Source organism: Stappia sp. G46H5W (genome assembly GCF_058448995.1).
In genome coordinates this window covers 795,263-814,627 of sequence record NZ_JBZFLL010000002.1, presented here as the reverse complement: position 1 = coordinate 814,627, position 19,365 = coordinate 795,263, and the positions used below count along the sequence as shown (strand labels likewise).

General features: G+C 62.4%; 15 protein-coding genes. 9 read left to right on the top strand and 6 right to left on the bottom strand.

Annotation, left to right across the window (positions count from 1 at the left end; all coding sequences use genetic code 11):
• Positions 1–2: 2 nt before the first annotated feature.
• From ACVJ6E_RS09420 to ACVJ6E_RS09395, 6 genes are all read left to right on the top strand, one after another.
• Positions 3–359, top strand: a complete 357-nt coding sequence (locus ACVJ6E_RS09420) for a cupin domain-containing protein (protein ID WP_120268024.1) — start codon at positions 3–5, stop codon at positions 357–359.
• A gap of 10 nt (positions 360–369) precedes the next feature.
• Positions 370–675: a sarcosine oxidase subunit delta gene (locus ACVJ6E_RS09415; protein ID WP_120268023.1), complete on the top strand. Its 306-nt coding sequence runs from the start codon at positions 370–372 to the stop codon at positions 673–675.
• Complete coding sequence (locus ACVJ6E_RS09410; protein ID WP_120268022.1) at positions 672–3,692, top strand: sarcosine oxidase subunit alpha; 3,021 nt, start codon at positions 672–674, stop codon at positions 3,690–3,692. The genes ACVJ6E_RS09415 and ACVJ6E_RS09410 overlap by 4 nt, the downstream gene beginning before the upstream one ends.
• A complete protein-coding gene (locus ACVJ6E_RS09405; RefSeq protein ID WP_120268021.1) occupies positions 3,685–4,260 on the top strand; it encodes a sarcosine oxidase subunit gamma family protein in 576 nt (191 codons plus the stop codon). Before ACVJ6E_RS09410 ends, ACVJ6E_RS09405 begins: the two co-directional genes overlap by 8 nt.
• Positions 4,261–4,636: 376 nt before the next feature.
• A complete protein-coding gene (locus ACVJ6E_RS09400) occupies positions 4,637–6,451 on the top strand; it encodes a DEAD/DEAH box helicase (RefSeq protein ID WP_120268020.1) in 1,815 nt (604 codons plus the stop codon).
• Positions 6,452–6,818: 367 nt separating this feature from the next.
• Complete coding sequence (locus ACVJ6E_RS09395; protein WP_120268019.1) at positions 6,819–7,544, top strand: carbonic anhydrase; 726 nt, start codon at positions 6,819–6,821, stop codon at positions 7,542–7,544.
• A 67-nt stretch (positions 7,545–7,611) separates the two neighbouring features.
• On the opposite strand, the gene ACVJ6E_RS09390 is transcribed toward ACVJ6E_RS09395, so the two are convergent.
• Both ACVJ6E_RS09390 and ACVJ6E_RS09385 read right to left on the bottom strand, forming a co-directional pair.
• The gene (locus ACVJ6E_RS09390; protein WP_120268018.1) at positions 7,612–9,669 is read right to left on the bottom strand and encodes a M3 family metallopeptidase; all 2,058 of its coding nucleotides are present in this window, start codon (positions 9,667–9,669) and stop codon (positions 7,612–7,614) included.
• Between the two features lie 118 nt (positions 9,670–9,787).
• Positions 9,788–10,717 (bottom strand): AEC family transporter, encoded by a 930-nt coding sequence (locus ACVJ6E_RS09385; RefSeq protein ID WP_120268017.1) that lies wholly within the window; start codon positions 10,715–10,717, stop codon positions 9,788–9,790.
• Here ACVJ6E_RS09385 and ACVJ6E_RS09380 point away from each other — a divergent pair.
• The gene (locus tag ACVJ6E_RS09380) at positions 10,695–11,156 is read left to right on the top strand and encodes a hypothetical protein (RefSeq protein ID WP_491676432.1); all 462 of its coding nucleotides are present in this window, start codon (positions 10,695–10,697) and stop codon (positions 11,154–11,156) included. The genes ACVJ6E_RS09385 and ACVJ6E_RS09380 overlap by 23 nt on opposite strands.
• A 6-nt stretch (positions 11,157–11,162) precedes the next feature.
• Here the strand turns inward: ACVJ6E_RS09380 and ACVJ6E_RS09375 are convergent, their stop codons facing one another.
• The 3 genes from ACVJ6E_RS09375 to galU are packed head-to-tail and all read right to left on the bottom strand — an operon-like array spanning position 11,163 to position 13,690.
• Positions 11,163–11,774, bottom strand: a complete 612-nt coding sequence (locus ACVJ6E_RS09375; RefSeq protein WP_067214909.1) for a pyridoxamine 5'-phosphate oxidase family protein — start codon at positions 11,772–11,774, stop codon at positions 11,163–11,165.
• Positions 11,775–11,785: 11 nt separating this feature from the next.
• A complete protein-coding gene (locus ACVJ6E_RS09370) occupies positions 11,786–12,796 on the bottom strand; it encodes an NAD-dependent epimerase (protein ID WP_120268015.1) in 1,011 nt (336 codons plus the stop codon).
• A 12-nt stretch (positions 12,797–12,808) separates the two neighbouring features.
• Positions 12,809–13,690 (bottom strand): UTP--glucose-1-phosphate uridylyltransferase GalU, encoded by an 882-nt coding sequence (galU, locus tag ACVJ6E_RS09365; RefSeq protein WP_120268014.1) that lies wholly within the window; start codon positions 13,688–13,690, stop codon positions 12,809–12,811.
• Positions 13,691–13,979: 289 nt separating this feature from the next.
• Here galU and kdsA point away from each other — a divergent pair, with 289 nt between their 5' ends.
• Positions 13,980–14,831, top strand: coding sequence for a 3-deoxy-8-phosphooctulonate synthase (gene kdsA / locus ACVJ6E_RS09360; RefSeq protein WP_120268013.1), 852 nt, complete (start codon positions 13,980–13,982; stop codon positions 14,829–14,831).
• Positions 14,832–14,928: 97 nt separating this feature from the next.
• Positions 14,929–16,203 (top strand): phosphopyruvate hydratase, encoded by a 1,275-nt coding sequence (gene eno / locus ACVJ6E_RS09355; protein WP_120268012.1) that lies wholly within the window; start codon positions 14,929–14,931, stop codon positions 16,201–16,203.
• Positions 16,204–16,312: 109 nt separating this feature from the next.
• Here eno and ACVJ6E_RS09350 read toward each other — a convergent pair whose 3' ends face one another.
• Complete coding sequence (locus tag ACVJ6E_RS09350; protein ID WP_120268373.1) at positions 16,313–19,297, bottom strand: NACHT domain-containing protein; 2,985 nt, start codon at positions 19,295–19,297, stop codon at positions 16,313–16,315.
• Positions 19,298–19,365: the final 68 nt, after the last annotated feature.

Below are 19,365 nucleotides of genomic sequence, written 5' to 3'. Positions count from 1 at the left end.
ACATGACACATCAGCCTGTGAACCTTGCCGACAAGCTCGCCCGGTTCTCCGACCACTGGTCACCGAAGATCGTCGGCTCGTTCAACGGTCACGATCTCATGGTGGTGAAGGTCAAGGGAGAGTTCACCTGGCATTCGCATCCCGATACGGATGACTTCTTTCAGGTCCTGTCCGGCAGGTTGACCATCCGCATGCGCGATGGCGATGTCACGCTCGGGCCCGGCGAACTGTTCGTTGTGCCCAAAGGCGTCGAACATTGCCCGGTCGCCGAGGTCGAAACCCACCTGTTGCTGATCGAGCCTTCCGGCACGCCGAACACCGGCGATCCGGAGACCGCCGCACGCAAGATCGAGATCTAGGGGCAAGTCGATGCTGTTGATCCACTGCCCCTGCTGCGGCGTCGAGCGCCCGGAGATCGAATTCCGCTATGGCGGCGAGGCGCATATCGCCCGCCCCGTGCAGCCGGCCGATCTCGACGATCATCAATGGGCCGAGTTTCTGTACATGCGGACCAATCCGAAGGGCGTGATGGCCGAGCGTTGGCGCCATGTTCACGGCTGTGGCCGCTTCTTCAACGCGCTGCGCAATACGGTCAGCGACCGTTTCATCGCCGTCTACAAGACAGGTGAGCCGCGCCCGGACATCTCCGCCGCCAGCGGGGAGGGCGCCCGATGACCGCGACGTTCCGAACCTCGAAGGGCGGGCGCATCGACCGCGCGAAATCCGTCACGTTCACCTTCGACGGCAAGACGCTGACCGGGCAGGCAGGCGATACGCTGGCTTCGGCACTGCTTGCCAACGGCATCCATCTCGTCGGCCGCTCGTTCAAGTATCACCGCCCGCGCGGCATCGTGACCGCGGGTTCCGAGGAGCCCAACGCACTCGTGGGCGTGGCAAAGTCTGCAGCGGCCGCCGCTGCCGGCCAGAGCGTTCCCAATCTGCGGGCCACCCAGGTTGAAATCCACGAGGGGATGGTCGTCGTCAGCCAGAACCGCTGGCCCTCGCTCGCCTTCGACATCGGCGCGGTCAACGACCGCCTGTCGCCGTTCTTCGTCGCCGGCTTCTACTACAAGACCTTCATGTGGCCGAAGAGCTTCTGGAACCGGGTCTACGAGCCGTTCATCCGTGTCGCAGCGGGCCTCGGCAAGGCGCCGACCGCGCCGGACCCGGATCGCTATGCCAACCGCTATGCCCATTGCGACGTGCTCGTCGCCGGCAGCGGCCCGGCCGGACTGGCGGCGGCGCTGACTGCGGCGCGCTCGGGAGCGCGGGTGATCCTTGCCGACGAGCAGGGGGAGCCGGGAGGTTCGCTGCTGCATGATATTGGCGCAGAGATCGACGGCCGACCCGCGGCCGAGTGGGTGTCCGCCGCAATTGCCGAACTTGCGAGCAACGGCCGCGTCACGCTGCTGCCGCGTACCACCGTCTTCGGCTACTTCAACCAGAACTTCGTCGCACTTGCCGAGCGCGTGACCGACCACCTTGCCGATCCGGATCCCTCCCTTCCGCGCGAGCGCCTGTGGCAGGTGCGCGCACGCCAGGTGGTGCTCGCCACCGGCGCCATCGAGCGGCCGCTGGTCTTCCCCGAGAACGACCGTCCCGGCGTCATGATGGCCGAGGCTGGCCGCATCTATGCCAACCGCTTCGGCGTGCTGCCGGGCCGGGCAATTGCCGTCGCGACGGCGTGCGACAGCGCATGGCGCGCCGCCTTCGACATCAAAGCGCTCGGCGGCAATGTGGTCGCCATCCTCGACATGCGGACCGATGTGGATCCGGCGTTGAAGGAGAAGGCCCGGGCCCATTCCATCCGGGTGGAAACCGGCTGCACCGTCACCAACGTGAAGGGCACGAAGCGGATCGAGGGTGTTCGGCTCGGCCGCATATCCGGCGACACGGTCACATCCGCCGGCAGCCTTGCCTGCGACTGCCTGCTGATGTCCGGCGGCTGGACGCCCAATGTCAGCCTGCATTCGCAGGCCCGCGGCAAGCTCGACTGGCACGCGGACAAGGGCGCTTTCCTGCCCGGCGACCCGATCCAGGCGCAGCGCTCGGCCGGCAGCTGCCGCGGCATCGACGGGCTGGCTCAGGTGCTGGCCGATGGCGCGCGCGCCGGCGCGGAAGCAGCGCAAGCCGCGACCGGAAACCCGGCCGACATCCTGGCCTTTTCCGCCAGCGGCGGCGAAGCCTCGTCCGGCTGGTGGCTCGGAGCCGTGCCGCATGACCGGGATGCGTCCCGCGTGCGTGCCTTTGTCGACTTCCAGAACGATGTGACGGCAAAGGATGTGAAACTTGCCGTGCGCGAAGGCATGCATTCCATCGAGCACATCAAGCGCTACACCACGACCGGCATGGCGACCGATCAGGGGCGCCTCTCCAACATGAACGCGCTTTCCATCGCCTCCACCGCTTTGGCCAACGAGATTCCCCAGGTTGGCCTCACCACGTTCCGTCAGCCCTATACCCCGGTGACCTTCGGCACGCTGGCGACGACATCGCGCGGCGATCTGTTCGATCCCGTGCGCCGCACGCCGATCCACGACTGGGCGGCGGCACAAGGCGCAGCGTTCGAGGATGTGAGCCTGTGGAAGCGCGCCTGGTATTTCCCAAAGGGCGGCGAGGACATGCATGCCGCGGTCCTGCGTGAATGCCGCACGGTGCGCGAGAGCGTCGGCATCTTCGATGCCTCGACCCTCGGCAAGATCGAGGTGGTCGGACCGGATGCGGCAGAGTTCCTCGAGCGGATCTACACCAACCCCTGGAAGAAGCTCGGCATCGGGCGGCTGCGCTACGGGCTGATGCTCAACGAGGCTGGCTTCATCATGGACGATGGCGTCGTCGGGCGCATTGCCGAGGACCGCTTCCACGTCACCACGACGACCGGCGGTGCGCCGCGCGTCCTGTCCCACATGGAGGATTATCTCCAGACCGAGTGGGCGGACCTCAAGGTCTGGCTAACCTCCACCACCGAGCAGTGGGCGGTGATCGCCGTGCAGGGACCGAAGGCGCGGGAAGCCATCGCGCCGCTTGTCGACGACATCGATCTTGCCACCGAAGCGATGCCGCATATGTCGGTGCGCGAGGGGCATCTCATGGGCGGCATTCCCTGCCGGTTGTTCCGTATGAGCTTCACCGGCGAGGCGGGCTACGAGATCAATGTGCCTCCATCGCGAGCGCGCCAGGTCTGGGATGCGGTCTTCGCCAATGTCGAGCGGCTTGGCGGCTGCGCCTACGGCACGGAGACGATGCACGTCCTGCGCGCCGAGAAGGGCTACATCATCGTCGGTCAGGAAACCGACGGAACGGTGACGCCGGACGATGTCGGCATGTCCTGGGCCATCGGCAAGAACAAGCCGGATTTCGTCGGCAAGCGGTCGCTGGCCCGTCCGGACCTCGTGGCCCCGGGCCGCAAGCAGCTTGTCGGCCTGCTGACCCGGGACGGAAAGGCGCTGCTGGAGGAGGGGGCCCAGATCACCGTGGGGGCCGATCCGGCGCCGCGCACGCCCGCGCTCGGTCATGTCACCTCATCCTATATGTCCGCCGCGGCCGGCCGGCCGATCGCGCTGGCAATGATCGCAAACGGCCGTGCCCGCCACGGCGAAACCCTCCATGTCCCGATGCCGGACGGGGCGATTGCCGTCGAGGTGGTCCCGCCGCTCTTCGTCGATCCGGAAGGAAACCGGCTCAATGCCTGACGCCCTGTTTCACACGCCGGCCGAGACGCTGGCACTGGCGCCGCTCGTAGGCGCCGGAACGACGCTCCGCCGAGCCGCGCCGTTGGTGCGCTTCGTGTTTCGGGGCGATGCTGCCGCGGCCGCAAAGGCTGGAGCCGCCTTCGGCGTCGCCCTGCCGCAATCGCCTCTTGCCGCCGAAAGCACCGGCGAGCGCGCCGCGCTGTGGCAGGGGCCGGACGAGTGGCTGCTGCTGGCTCGCCCGTCCATGGATGGACCTCAGGCGGTCGACGCGTTGGCGCGCAGCCTTGCCGAAGAGATCGCCGCGGCGCTCGGTGATGCGCCGCACTCGTTTGTCGATGTCTCGGAGCGTAATGTTGCCTTGCTGCTGGAAGGGCCGGGCGCTGCCGACCTTCTCAACGCGCATGTCTTTCTGGATCTCGACCCTGCCACCTTTCCGGTCGGCATGGTGACTCGCACGCTTTTCACCAAGGCGGAGATCGTTCTGTGGCGTACAGGCGAGCAGAATTTCGCCGTCGAGTGCTGGTCGAGCTTTGCACCCTATGTCGAGGGACATCTCGCCGAGGCCTGATCCGGTCACGGCTCTTGCACAAAAACAGCAGGAAATTGGGCGGTACCGGCCGGTGCCGCCCGTTTTGTTTTGAAAGCGGTCTTGCGCGGCGGCGGCGGTCGTGGTGAATGAGCAGGCCGCTGCCCCGACCGACGGGACGGGCCGGCTCTCGGAGAAACGGCACGCTGTCGCCACGGGTGACCACCGGTCAGGACACGCGATCCGCATTCTGCCGGTTGGCTCGGGAGCGCCCGGGCTTCTTTCTGGCTCAGCCCCTCCAGGCCTTTCCAGTAGTGTCGTCATCGGCTCGGCTCGCCAGCCAGCGATGATCTCCGCAAACTATCGCTGCCCGATGCACACACGCTATGATACTCGGCAGCTTGCAAAGATGGTGACCATGACGCCGAATATCGATCCCAGTTCCGTATCCCCGATCTCCGGGATACATCCGGCCCTTGCTTCCGCCTTGGAGGCCAAGGGATACAACCAGCTGACGCCGGTCCAGCTGGAGATGACGAACGAGAAGTACGGCCAGGCCGACCTGCTCGTCTCGGCTCAGACCGGATCGGGAAAGACGATCGCCTTCGGCATTGCCATCGCCTCGACCCTGCTCGGCAGCGCGACACGCTTCGACGTGGCCGGCGCGCCGCTCGGCCTGATCATCGCGCCCACACGCGAGCTCGCCATTCAGGTGCAGCGGGAGCTTGCCTGGCTCTATGCGGAGACGCAAATCAGGATCGCAACCTGCGTGGGCGGCATGGACATCCGCACCGAACGCCGCGCGCTCGAACGCGGCGCCCACCTTGTCGTTGGCACGCCGGGGCGCCTGCGCGACCACATCACGCGGGGCGTGCTGGACCTCGGCGGCATTCGTGCGGTGGTGCTCGATGAAGCCGACGAGATGCTGGATCTCGGTTTTCGCGACGACCTGGAGTTCATCCTCGGTGCATCGCCTAAGGAGCGCCGGACACTTCTGTTCTCGGCGACCGTCAGGCGTGGCATTGCCGAACTGGCCAAGACGGTGCAGACCGATGCGGTGCGTGTCGCGACAATCGCGACCACCGAGCAGCATGCCGACATCGACTATCAGCTGATGCTGGTCCGGCGCGACGAGCGCGAACACGCGATCATCAACACGTTGCTGGAATCCGACAGCAAGAGCGCCCTGGTATTCTGCCACACGCGCGAAGCGGTCCGTCATCTCACGGCGCGTCTCGTCAATCGCGGGTTCTCCGTCGTGTCGCTTTCTGGCGAGATGGCGCAATCGGAGCGGTCGAACGCGCTGCAGTCCATGCGCGACGGACGTGCGCGCGTCTGCGTGGCGACCGATGTGGCGGCACGCGGCATCGACCTCCCGAACCTCGACCTCGTGGTTCACGCCGACTTGCCGAGCAAGCCGGAGACGCTGCTGCACCGTTCCGGTCGCACCGGGCGTGCCGGCCGCAAGGGCATCTGCGTCCTCATTGTTCCGGAACACAGGCGAGGTGCCGCTCAGCGCGTGCTGGCAATGGCACAGCTGACAGCGACCATGCGCGCAGCTCCCGGCATTGCGGAGATCGAGGCGCGCTATCGCCGGCAGATCCTCGATTCTGCCGTTTCGGCGGCGCTGCCCGACGAGCTGGAGGCGGATTTCGTGGCCGAGTTGCTGGAGCGCGCCGGACCGCAGCGCATCGCCGCCGCGTTCCTCCGCCAGCATCTGGCCGCGCATCCGGTTCCGGAGGATCTCTTGCCGCTTCCCGCGGAAGCGCTGCAGAGCCGCGGCCCCAGCCGTGCCAATCGGTTTGGCGAGGACCGTGCGCCGGGTCGCGAGCCGCGTGGTCCGAGCATGGAGGACGGCGTGTGGTTCACCATCTCGCTTGGGCGCAGGCAACGTGCCGACCCGAAGTTCCTGCTGCCGATGATCTGCAACGCCGGCGGCGTGACCAAGCGGGATGTCGGGGCGATCCGGATCGACGACAACGAAACCCGGTTCGAGATTTCTGCCGACAAGGCCGGCAGCTATGCTTGGCAGATCTTGCAGCCTGGTAGCCTCGAGAAGGGCATCAGGATCGCGCCGGTCGGCGAGGTGCGCATGTCGCCGCGGCAGTTCAAACCGAAATTCAAGCAGGACGGAAAGCAGGACGGCAAACCGCCCCGCAAACACCGGCCGACGGCGGCCGATCGCGGCAAGCCGCCCAAGCACAAGGGCCGCAAGCCGAAGCGCCCTGATTGATCGGAGCGATCCGCTCGGCCGGGTGGACCTGACAGGTTGCAAGACCTGTTGGCCCGCCCGGTCATGGACGAGCCTCAGGCCGTCAACGTCTCGCGGCGTGACTTTGCCCTTCACTTGGAAGACCCGCTCGCCGGAGTGTATCTCCTGGCAGCCAGGACTGCGGCCGTATCGCTGGCCGCAGTTCGTGTCAGCGCGTTTGTGCGACCTTTAATTGCATTGTTTTTGAGATATTTATCTTTCGTTGAGGCGCTTTGTGCGTAGGTGTCGCTGTTGAACCGGCAGCCCCGGCGCATCCCCGCTCGGGGCGTGCATCGGAAGGGCCCGGGGGGAGCCGGCCGAAGCGGCTGGCCGGGAGAAGGAAATCCAAATGTGTGACGATCACGACTTCACCCTATCGCGGCGCGGCTTGCTGGGGCTCGGTGCGGCGGCAGCAACGACCGCCTTTGCTGGTGGCTTCGCACTGCCGGGCAAGGCAAGCGCTCAACAGGCGGCCAGCGCTCCCAACGACATTTCTCCCGAGGAGGCGCTGGCGCGGCTTGTCGAGGGCAACGCGCGCTATGTCGCCGATTCCGGCTGCAACAGCGATTTCTCCGTGGGCCGTGCCGCGCGCGCGGGAGTGCAGTATCCCTTTGCTGGAATCCTGTCCTGCGCCGACTCGCGCGTCGCCCCGGAACTGGTCTTCGATCACGGACCGGGCGAGCTTTTCGTCATGCGGGTTGCCGGCAATTTCGTCGATGTCAGCGGCCTTGCCAGCATCGAGTATGGCGTCGCCGTTCTGGGCATCCCGCTTCTCGTCGTGATGGGGCACACCAATTGCGGCGCCGTCTCCGCCACCATCAATGTGGTGAAGGAGGGAACGGAGCTGCCGGGGCACCTGCCGGATCTCGTCGGCATGCTGAAGCCGGGCGTGGAGGCAGCGCTGGCCGAAAAGCCGGCCGATCCGCTCGCCGCCGCAACCCGTGCCAACGTCGTCCACAATGTCGAGAAGTTGAAGGCGGCCGGACCGATCGTTGCCGAGGCGGTTGCTGCGGGCAAGGTTCGCGTCGTCGGCGCGATCTATGACATTGCCACCGGCAAGGTCGAGTTCATCTGACCTTTGTGCATTGGCGGCGCGAGGATCTCCGCGCCGCCATCTCCTTTTGTCTGCTTTCTCGCAGGCCTCAGGCGAAGCCGCGCTTCTTCAGCAGCGGGCCGGCATCGGGCAGCGCACCCCGGAAAGCGACATAGGCATCCTTCGGATCCTGCCGCCCGCCGGCGGAATATATCGCCTCGCGCAGGCGCCGGGCCAGTTCGGCATTGAAGATGTCACCGGTTTCTTCGAAGGCGGTGAAGGCATCCGCGTCCATCACTTCCGACCACATGTAGCTGTAGTAGCCGGCTGAATAGCCGTCGCCCGAGAACACGTGCGCAAAGTGCGTCGGCCGGTGGCGCATGGTGATTTCCGCCGGCATGCCGATGCGGCTCAGCGTTTCGTGCTCCAGTGCAGCAATATCCGCCTCGCCATCGGCCTGGCGGGTATGCACGTCGAGGTCGAAGAGCGCCGAAGAGAGATACTCGACCGTCGAAAAGCCCTGATTGAAGTTGCGGGCGGCCAGCACGCGCTCCATCAGCTCGGCCGGCATTGGCTCGCCCGTCTCCACATGTACGGCAAAGCGCGACAGCACCTCCGGCTCGGAAAGCCAGTGCTCGTAGAGCTGCGAGGGCAGCTCCACGAAGTCGCGCGCAACGGAGGTTCCGGAGATCATCGGATAGGTCACGTCCGAGAGCAGGCCGTGCAGGGCATGGCCGAACTCATGGAACAGCGTGCGTGCATCGTCGAAGGTCAGCAGCGTCGGCTGACCCTTCGGCGCCTTGGCGAAGTTCATCACGTTGACGATGATCGGGCGGATGTTGCCGGCGAGCTTCTCCTGACGGCGATACGCGCTCATCCAGGCGCCGCTGCGCTTGGTCGAGCGGTTGAAGTAGTCGCCGAGAAACAGGCCGACATGATCGCCATCCGCGTCCAGCACTTCGAAGGCGCGCACGTCCGGATGATAGAGCTTCAGCCCCTCGACCTCGCGGAAGGTCAGGCCGAACAGCCGCCCGGCGGTATGGAAGGCCGCCTCGATCATCTTTTCCAGCTGGAAATACGGCTTGAGCTCGGCCTCATCGAGCGCGTGGTCGCGCTGGCGCAGCTTTTCCGCATAGAAACGCCAGTCCCAGGGCGAGATGGCGATATTGTCGCCGCTCTCGGCCGCAAGCGCCTGCAGGGCCTCTGCCTCCTTGCGTGCCTGCGCGACGGCCGGGGTCCACACGGTCTCCAGCAGCTCGCGCACCGCCTGCGGCGTGCCGGCCATCGTGTCGTCGAGCTTGTACGCGGCGAAACTGTCGAAACCGAGCAGGCGCGCACGCTCGTCGCGCAGTTTCAGGATCTCGGCGATGATCGTGCGATTGTCGGTGTCGCCCCCCATCTCGCCGCGCGAGATCCAGGCCTTGAACGCCGTCTCGCGCAGGTCGCGACGGGTCGAAAACTGCAGGAAGGGCTCGATCAGTGAACGCGACAGGGTGATGACATGCTTGCCCGGATGGCCGCGTTCGCTGGCAGCCTCAGCCGCCGCCTGACGCAGGAATCCGGGCAGGCCTGCCAGATCCTCCTCGCTTTCCAGCAGCAACTGATAGCCGGCCTCATCCGCCAGCACATTCTGGGAGAACTGCGTGCCGAGCACCGCAAGCCGCTGGGTGATTTCGGCCATGCGGGTTCGTCCCGCTTCGTACAGTGCCGCGCCGGCACGGGTAAACATGCGGTGGTAGCGCTCCAGGACGCGCGCCTGTTCCTCATCAAGGCCCAGCGTGTCTCGTGCCTCCCAAAGGGCCGCGACCCGGGCATGGAGAGCCTGGTTGAGCAGCGTTTCGCTGGAATGACGGGCAAGCTTGGGGGCAATGTCGCGCTCGATCCGCTGCAGCTCTTCGGACGTGTGGCTTCCCGCAAGGTTGAAGAACACCGACGCAACGCGCGTCAGCTCGCGCCCCGACAGTTCCATCGCCTCGATCGTGTTGGCAAAGCTCGGCGCCTCCGGGCTGTCGGCAATCTGGTTTACGGCCTGCCGCGCCAGCTTCAGGGCCGCCTCGAAGGCCGTTTCGTAGTGCCACGGCTCGATCTCGCCGAACGGCGGGAGCCCGAACGGGGCGGTCCACTCGGCAAGCAATGGGTTGCGGTCGGCGACGGATGCGTCGGTCATGAACTGGATCCTTGAAACTTGGCCCAAAAAGGGGAGACGCCGGCGCGAGCCGGCAGCGTCACGCAGCAATATGGGATTGCCCGGATCGCCTGTCAGCCCCTGCATTGGCGTGCGGGAGCTACAATCCCGCCCACATGAGCGCCAGCGAGACGGTGATCACGCCGGCGGTGGTCGACAGCAGGATGGCTGCCGAGAGTTGCTGGAGGAAGATGCCGTATCGCTCTGCAACGACAAAGACATTTCCGGCGATGGGGAGCGATGCGATCACGACCAGAATGGCGGTTTCGGCTGCACCGAGACCGAACAGCATCGCCGAGGTGAGGACGGCGAGCGGATGCACAAGCAGTTTCATCACGATCATCAGCGAGATGACGCGCGCCTCGCCTTCGACCCGCCTGGAGGCAAGCTGCACACCGAGCGAGAAAAGCGCCGTCGCGCCCGCCGCATCACCGAGGAAATTCAGCAGGTTGTCGCCCGCTTGCGGGAGCTTGCCTCCGGCCAGCGACAGGAGCGTGCCGCCGACGATCGCAAGCACGAAGGGATTGAAGATGACGCCCTTCGCCACGGTGGCGATCAACCGCCAGCTCGCACCCTTGCCCGACGCCCATTCCAACAGGCCGATGCAGAGCGGGATGAAGATCGTCAAGTCGAGAACCAGCACCACCGCCATCGGCGCGGCTGCCCGTTCGCCGAACGCCGCCAGCATCAACGGCAGGCCTAGAAAACCGATATTGCCGATTGTTGCGGCTTGGCCGCTGACCGCCATTTCGGCCAGCCTGCCGCCACACAGGAGGCGCATCGCCAGCATGGCAACGGCAAAGGTGGCGCCGCCCGCCAGCACCCATACCGGCACCATCGGCCCCGTCAGGGCGGCGATGATGTCCTGTCCGGCGAGTGCCCGGATCACCAGCGCCGGCATCGCGAAATTGAAGACGAAGACGTTCAGGCTGCGCACCGCCCCGTCCGGCATCCAGCCACGTTTTGCTGCAAAGAAACCGAAGGCAATGACGGCGAAAAAGGGTCCCGTGATCGAGAGCGTCAGGAGCATGACGTTGCAATCCTTGGTTGAAATGACAGTGGAGGCTCCGGCGCGCCTTGGCTTGAATGCGAGGGATTGGACTCAGGATTCGTTAAGAGGGGACGCGGATACTGTGCAGATCATGTCCGCCCTGTCCATCTCCCTTTCAGGCCTTCAGGCCGCCGGCCAGCGCTTCGAAGCCTCCGCGCGCCGCATCGTCGCGGCCGGTGCCGAGGCGGGCAACGCATTGGTCGAAGCGAGCGGCAACGGAGCAGGCCAGGCCGGCGGGCAGGGAGACGCTCCGGCGATGGGAGCACCCGGGATCGGCTTCTCGCCCGACATGGCGGGGGCAATAGTCGACATGATGCAGGCGGAAAACGCCTTCAAGGCAAATGCGCGAGTCGCTGGCCGCATCAGCGACATGCAGAAGGCCTATCTCGACATGATGGCCGAGCGTACCGACGGCTGAGCCGCCTCAAGGCACGAGCCAGCGGCCTTTCCATTCAGGCTTTCCCGCATCCTTGTCGTCGACCTCGAAGATCGCGCGCCGGTGGCCGGCATGGGCCAGATGCAGCCATTCGATACGGTGGATGCGGGCGAGCAGGATGCAGAACTGGCTGCGTCCCTCGTCGGCCGCGCCGTGATCGAACGCGACGTCCTCCGGATGCTCCACCTCGGCTCCCGGTGCTGCCGTGACCCGGTAGCAGATCCGGCTGAACGAGCGCGACGCAGCCCAGGCCGCATTGACCTCATCCCCTTCCATCTCTATCGACAGGCTGGCGGCAAGGCGCAGCTGGATGCCGGACGGCTTGTCGTAGATGTGGATGGCGCCGGAGGGACTGCGTGCCACTTGTGCGATCTTGGCGCTGCGGCGATCTGTATGAAAACGCAGCAGCCGGCGCTCGGGTTCGGCGGCGCGCAACACCATGGTGCGCAACTCGGGCAAGCCTTGCTCGTCCAGCGTGGCAACGGTGGGGACATGAAAGGCCGAGTGCCGCGAGGCGGCACCCTCTTGCAGCAGCCGCCAGCATTCGGCCAACGTGAGCTTGAGATCGTCGCGAAAGGCAGGAAGCGGTTCGCCGGTCATTTCGCCCAGCCTCAGACCTTGTAGAAGTCGCGATACCACTCGACGAAGGCACGCACGCCGTCTTCCACAGACGTGCGGGGACGGAAGCCCGTCGCCTGCGTCAGGTCGTCGACATCCGCCCAGGTGGCCAGAACATCGCCCGGCTGCAGCGGCATGAGGTTGCGGATCGCCTTTACCCCGCACGCCGCCTCGATGGCGTCGACATAGCGCAGCAGCTTCACCGGCTCGGAGTTGCCGATATTGTGGATCCGGTAGGGGGCCGAGCTGGTCGCCGGATCGGAGGCCGCCGCATCCCACCCCTCGTTCACCGCCGGCGGGCGCTCGGCGATGCGCACGATGCCCTCGACGATGTCGTCGACATAGGTGAAGTCGCGCAGCATCTCGCCATTGTTGTAGATGTCGATCGGCTCGCCCGAAAGGATCGCGCGGGTGAACTTGTAGAGCGCCATGTCCGGCCGCGCCCAGGGGCCGTAGACGGTAAAGAAGCGCAGGCCGGTGAGCGGAATGCGGAAGAGGTGGGCGTAGCTGTGCGCCATCGCCTCGTTCGCCTTCTTTGTCGCCGCATAGAGCGAGATCGGATGGTTGCCGCCACGATGGGGCGACAGCGGCATCGTCTCGTCGAGGCCGTAGATGGAGGAGGTGGAGGCGAAGACCACATGGTCGACGGGGTGGGCGCGGGCCGCCTCCAGCACGGTCAGGAAGCCGGTGACATTGGCATCCACATAGGCCTGCGGCGCCTCCAGCGAGTAGCGCACACCCGGCTGGGCCGCCAGATGGACGATGCGCTGCGGCGCATGCTCGGCCATCAGCGCCATCACCGCATCGCGGTCCTCCAGCGAGATCCTTGCCTCGATGAAGTTCGGATGCTGGCGCAGAATCTCGACCCGCGCTTCCTTCAGCGCTGGATCGTAATAGGGGCTGACGCAATCGAGGCCTATCACCTGCCATCCGTCTGCGAGCAGGCGGCTCGCCAGATGAAAGCCGATGAAGCCCGCAGACCCGGTGACGAGAACCTTGCGCATGCGTTTTCCCGCTCAGCCGTCGAGCAGCGACTGCAGCAATGGCCGCAGTTCGCGGGCCAGTTCCTCGTCCTCCAGCGCGAAGGCGATGTTGGCGGCAAGGAAGCCGGACTTGGAGCCGCAATCGTAGGTCTCGCCCTCGAAGCGCAGGCCGGTGAAGGGCTGCATGCCCATCAGCGACAGCATCGCATCGGTAAGCTGGATTTCGCCGCCGGCGCCCGTCTCCTGGCTGCCAAGCAGCTGGAAGATCTCCGGCTGCAGGATGTAGCGGCCGTTGATGAACAGGTTGGTCGGCGCGGTGCCCGGCGCCGGCTTCTCCACCATGCCGGTGATCGTGAAGGTGCGCGCACTCGGGTCGCCGTCGACCTCGACGATGCCGTAGTTCTGGGTCTGGTCCTCCGGCACGGCCTCGACCGAGATCACGTTGCCGCCGCTCTGGTTGTAGACCTCGACCATCTGCGACAGGCAGCCCGGCTCGGACTTCATCAGCATGTCGGGAAGCAGGATCGCGAAGGGCTCGTTGCCGATGATGTCGCGAGCGCACCAGATGGCATGGCCAAGGCCCAGCGGCTCCTGCTGGCGGGTGAAGCTGGTGGTGCCGGGCATCGGACGGATCGCCTCGAGCAGCTTCAGCGCCGATGCCTTGGAGCGAGACCGCAGCGTGTCCTCCAGCTCGTAGGCGATGTCGAAGTGATCCTCGATCACGTGCTTGTTGCGCCCGGTGACGAAGACGATGTGCTCGATGCCGGCATTGCGCGCCTCGTCGACCACATACTGGATGATCGGCCGGTCGACGATGGTCAGCATCTCCTTGGGGAGGGCCTTCGTCGCGGGCAGGAAACGGGTGCCAAGGCCTGCCACCGGAAGGACTGCCTTGCGGATCTTCTTGTTCTGCATGAAGCGCGTTTTCCGTGTCTGGTGGAATCGGGAGGCGGCACGGGCCGCAAGGTAACCTGAAAGGATGACGGAACCAAGTTGGCGAAAAGAATGTCGGCACAACGGCTTCGCGCCGCAGCCGCCGAACGATGACACGAGGATTGCGGCAAGGATCGGGCAGCCGCGATGGCATGTAGGGCGCGCGAGATGCTTGCACCGGCTCGCCATGCGGACTACTGACGGGCGGAACGCGCCAGCGGGCGGGGCGGGCCGGAAGATCGGCCAGGCCCAGCAGGAGATACGAGCTGCCATGAACCAGACGTGCAATGGAACCGTGACGGTCGGGAATGTCGCTTTCTCGCAGGACGCGCCGCTGTCGCTGATCGCCGGCCCCTGCCAGATGGAAAGCCGGGCGCATGTGCTGGAATGCGCCGCCGCGGTGAAGGAAATCGCCGACAGCCTCGGCATTTCCGTCGTCTTCAAGGCCTCCTTCGACAAGGCCAACCGCACCTCCATCGCCGCCTCGCGCGGCGTCGGCCTCAACGAGGCGCTGCCGGTCTTCGCCGAGATCCGCGAGACCTACGGCATGCCGGTGCTGACCGACATCCACTCCGCCGACCAGTGCGCCCCGGTGGCCGAGGTCGTCGACGTGCTGCAGATCCCTGCGTTCCTCTGCCGCCAGACCGACCTGCTGGTCGCCGCCGCAAAGACCGGCGCGGTCGTCAACGTCAAGAAGGGCCAGTTCCTCGCCCCCTGGGACATGAAGAACGTGCTCGCCAAGATCGTCGAGACCGGCAATCCCAACGTGCTCCTGACCGAGCGCGGCGCCTCCTTCGGCTATAACACGCTGGTATCCGACATGCGCGCGCTGCCGATCATGGCGCAGACCGGCGCGCCGGTCGTGTTCGACGCGACCCACTCGGTGCAGCAACCGGGCGGGCAGGGCACCTCCTCGGGCGGCGACCGCACCATGGTGGCGGTGCTGGCGCGCGCGGCCGTGGCCGTCGGCGTTGCCGGCGTCTTCATCGAGACCCACCCGGACCCGGACAACACCATCTCCTCCGACGGGCCGAACATGATCGCGCTCAAGGACCTGAAGGACCTGCTCGCCGACCTGATGGCCTTCGACCGCATCGCCAAGTCGCGCCCGCGCGGCATCTGACACGGCCTTTTCCTTGTCGCCCGGCTCGGCTAGGAACAGCCGGACGGGGACAAGTCTGACCACCCTTTTGGAAAGTCCCACCCGCAGGGAGACGAGAATGACCGCAATTGTCGACATCACCGCCCGCGAGATCCTCGACAGCCGGGGCAACCCGACCGTCGAGGTCGACGTGCATCTGGAAGACGGCGCCTTCGGGCGGGCCGCGGTGCCCTCCGGCGCCTCGACCGGCGCGCATGAGGCGGTGGAGCTGCGCGATGGCGGTGCCCGCTACCTCGGCAAGGGCGTGCAGAAGGCGGTCGACGCGGCCAACACCGAGATCTTCGACGCCATCGGCGGCCTGGATGCGGAAGACCAGATCAAAATCGACGAGGCGATGATCGCCCTCGACGGCACGCCGAACAAGGCGCGCCTCGGCGCCAACGCCATCCTCGGCGTGTCGCTGGCCGTCGCCCGCGCCGCGGCCCAGTCGGCCGGCCTGCCGCTCTACCGCTATGTGGGCGGCGCCGGCGCGCGCCTGCTGCCCGTGCCGATGATGAACATCATCAACGGCGGCGCCCATGCGGACAACCCGATCGACGTGCAGGAATTCATGATCATGCCGGTCGGCGCCGAGACGCTGACTGAGGCCGTGCGCATGGGCGCGGAAGTCTTCCACACCCTGAAGAAGGGCCTGAAGGACGCCGGCCACAACACCAATGTCGGCGACGAGGGCGGCTTCGCCCCGAACCTCGCCTCGACCGAGGACGCGCTCGGCTTCATCATGAAGTCCATCGAGAAGGCCGGCTACCGCCCGGGCGAGGACATCTGTCTCGCGCTCGACGCCGCCTCCACGGAGTTCTTCAAGGACGGCAAGTATCACCTCGACGGCGAGGGCAAGGTGCTCGGCCCGGACGAAATGGCTGCCTATCTCGCCGATTTCGTCGGTCGCTACCCGATCATCTCCATCGAGGACGGTATGGCCGAGGACGACTGGGCCGGCTGGAAGGCGCTGACCGAGCTGGTCGGCTCCAAGTGCCAGCTCGTCGGCGACGATCTCTTCGTCACCAATTCGGTGCGCCTGCGCGAGGGCATCAAGAAGGGCGTCGCCAACTCGATCCTGGTCAAGGTCAACCAGATCGGCACCCTGACGGAGACGCTGGACGCGGTCGACACCGCACACAAGGCGGCCTACACCGCCGTCATGTCGCACCGCTCGGGCGAGACCGAGGACAGCACCATCGCCGACCTCGCCGTCGCCACCAATTGCGGGCAGATCAAGACCGGCTCGCTGGCCCGTTCCGACCGGCTGGCCAAGTACAACCAGCTCATCCGCATCGAGGAAGAGCTGGGCGAGCAGGCCCGCTACGCCGGCCGTAGCATCCTGAAGGGCTGATCAGCCGGCAGTTAGATGTTGATCGCGGTCGCGATAATTGCCGCGACCGCGATAGACAGCAACTGAATGCTCTAATCTCAATTCCAAGCACGGAAGTGGAGCCAGAGATCTAAGAGGGCGCGGGAAAATCACTGCGAAGCTGCTGCGCTATCTCCAGTATTGCTTTGCCAAATTCATCAGAATCGAAAAATTTCATGTCATCCATAATAATACTCGAAACAGACTCATGGTGATTTCTACGTCGAATTCTGCCAGGGTCTCCGGAATTTTGAGCATTCTTGCGCGTAACCCAAATAAATAGGAGTATTATAAAGATCTCCTTCGAACTGAAACCGTGCTTTCTGGAGTGGCTGGGGCGTTGGAAACCGTGTCTTGCGCGAAAAACAAGTTCCTCCAATAGGCTGCCTGCAAAGTAGTTTGTCTCAGATAGCATATCCAGTGCATCGCCAGATCGCCACGCGGACAAGAAATCTTCGGAAAGCATGTCTAGCAGCTCTAATCTCTGCTGGTCCCCCAGTTTCAATGGGGAGTAAATATGGGTTCTGTTGAGCAAATTGGGGCGCAATGACGAAACAAACAAAAAGAACGGTAGCGCCGATATTTCAGTTGGCGTAAGTGGGGAAGCCCTCTGCAAGAAAATGTCGCGACGATATTTTCTATACATCTCAACAATTTTGTCATGATAAATGTATATATATGATCGCGCTTCATTGGCGTCAACCAAGGCACGCTTGTATTGATCTGCGTGAATTCTGATCCTCGTGTCCGCAAAAGCCTGCCACACTCGATCCGACGGCGAATAATGTCCACTAATAGAACTTGCTCGAAAGCCTGTGACTCGCGCTCCGATTAAATACAATAAAAATGAACGCTCAGAAGAATTAGGTGCATCAACTCGCGGATCAACTAATTTTCGCAGTGTGTCTTCTACGAATTTTTGTTTACTCTTTGTTGATTCCAGAAGTTCATGAATTATTTCGACGGAATTCTTATTGTATCTTGAGCCAATGTGCAGGCATCTCGAAAATATGAAGGTCGAAACCTTTCGCAATTTTGTTTCTGGAACTATGAGGTAGTCGATGGCTCTGGCAAAAAATGATAAAAAATTCATCTCGTCTTTGGGGCTGAGGTTGGTCTCAGTGCCATACTTGACAAGCGCATCAACAGCCTGTGTCGACCGAACCCCGCTGCGGAATGTTGAAATCTGTAAAGCCAGATGACTAACCACATCCCATTCAGCATTCAGAGCTTTTCCGATTAGATGTCTCTCCAGTAAGGATACAGTTCCGCCCGCCTCCTCCTCCAAGCGGCGTGCAAAGAAATACTCCAAAAATGTCCTATGCGTAAATTTAAATAACTGCGGCCCAACATCACACATAACCCACGCTCGTCCGGTTATGAAGTTTACCAATACTTTGGCCGCCTCATAAGATCTTGATTTATTGTTGTCGTACCAGATAAGGAAAAATTCCCTGAGTTTTTCCGTCAACCATTCTTCAGTTACCCCTTCTTCCGTTTCAGCATTTCCAAATATTTCCAGTGCTAGGTGCCCAAACAAATCGAGAAGATTAAAATCTTGAGGGAAGCTGAAAACGATATCTCGCCTCTGATCCCACTTTTCAAACATTAGCATTGAGCATTCTTTATAAATTTCAGGCCTATTATTTGGAACTTCTCCTCTGGCGTTAAATACATACACCATTAGACCTAAAAGAAGAGGATTCTCACGGAGATCTGAGGCTGCAGATTCGGTTTGAGAAATGAAATCGTTTGCTTTTTCGTCGGCCTCCGCCTTTCGCAAGCCAGAGATTGCGCGGATTAATAGCCCCGAAAATTTCCGAACTTCTTCTTTATTCAACTTCGCGAGCGTATACATCGCAAATTCATCGCTCAAAGGAGCGTCTTTATATCCAACTATGCGAGATGTAACCAATGCGGGGCAGGTGGCATAGCTATGCACAAATTTTTGTATCAGCTCCGCCATTGCCCTCCGCGCGCCCACTTCTAGTATCTCATCCAGACCGTCAAAAAGAATTACAACCTCGCCTAAGTACAGAGATTGCAATAGGAACTTCTTTGCAATATTGTCATCATTTTCGCAATATATTTTTACTTCATCAACTAGATAATCGAATATCGAGTAAGAGGGGTGTCGCTGTTGATTTTTTTCTAACGCACGTAAAACAACGCGCAGCGGCAATATTAAATCCCTAGAATCAAATGAATCATGCTTGGGTGTTGACGATTCCAGACTTATCTGGCGTGCGAGATCATAGCAAAGTGATTGTGTTAAGGTGGATTTTCCTCCGCCAGGGTCTCCAAGTATAATCGCTTTATTGAAGGTTCTGCGAAAACCTAGATAATTTACGCTATATTCCCTGTTGGAATGTGCCTCTCTGTGAGCCATCAGCATTTCATTGGAAGAAATGACGCTTAACCGAGGAGAGATAACGATCTTTTTGATCGCTACTTTTTTTGCGCCCTGTGTTGTCTCCACCGTAACCTGACGGTTTGCCGCCTCAATACCTTTGGCTACTCTAAGGCGTATTTCGGAAAACTGGCTCGCACTCAAAGGGGTGTGTGAGTTGGCTTTCTGCAGGCTCCGAGCTAGATCTTCAATTCTGTTTATTATTTCGCCGCTATTAATCTTTATCGCGTCATATATAACCTCTTCCTCGACACCTTGCTGTAATCGTGAGTTTATGGCTGCGACAAGAGCGTCGAACAGCGATTTGCTCGAAAAGGGCAAAGGTTCATGTGATTTGTATAGTAAATTGAATGCTGGAAATGCTAATTCCATATCCCGTCCACAAATAGATAGCTTTTTAAGACTGTCTGGGATGCTACTTTTTCTTAGTTCATGAAGAAATTCAGATACAGCTGTAGTATATTTGCCATGATCGTGAGATATAATATTAATAATATCATTTATTTCTGGGGGAGTTTTTGACTTTTCTTCTGAAGTCGCTCCGAGTGCTCGGTTTATGCTTTTTCTGCGTGCGACTGCGTCGGAAAGCCCCTTAAAAGGGCGTTTGATGCCATCGTATACAATGGAACTAATTAAACTATAAACGATCTCCCCGACGCCAAACATAACATACACCTCTATCTGAAATGAAATATGAGTTATTTAATCCCACGAATCGAATTTTGAGAAGCGCT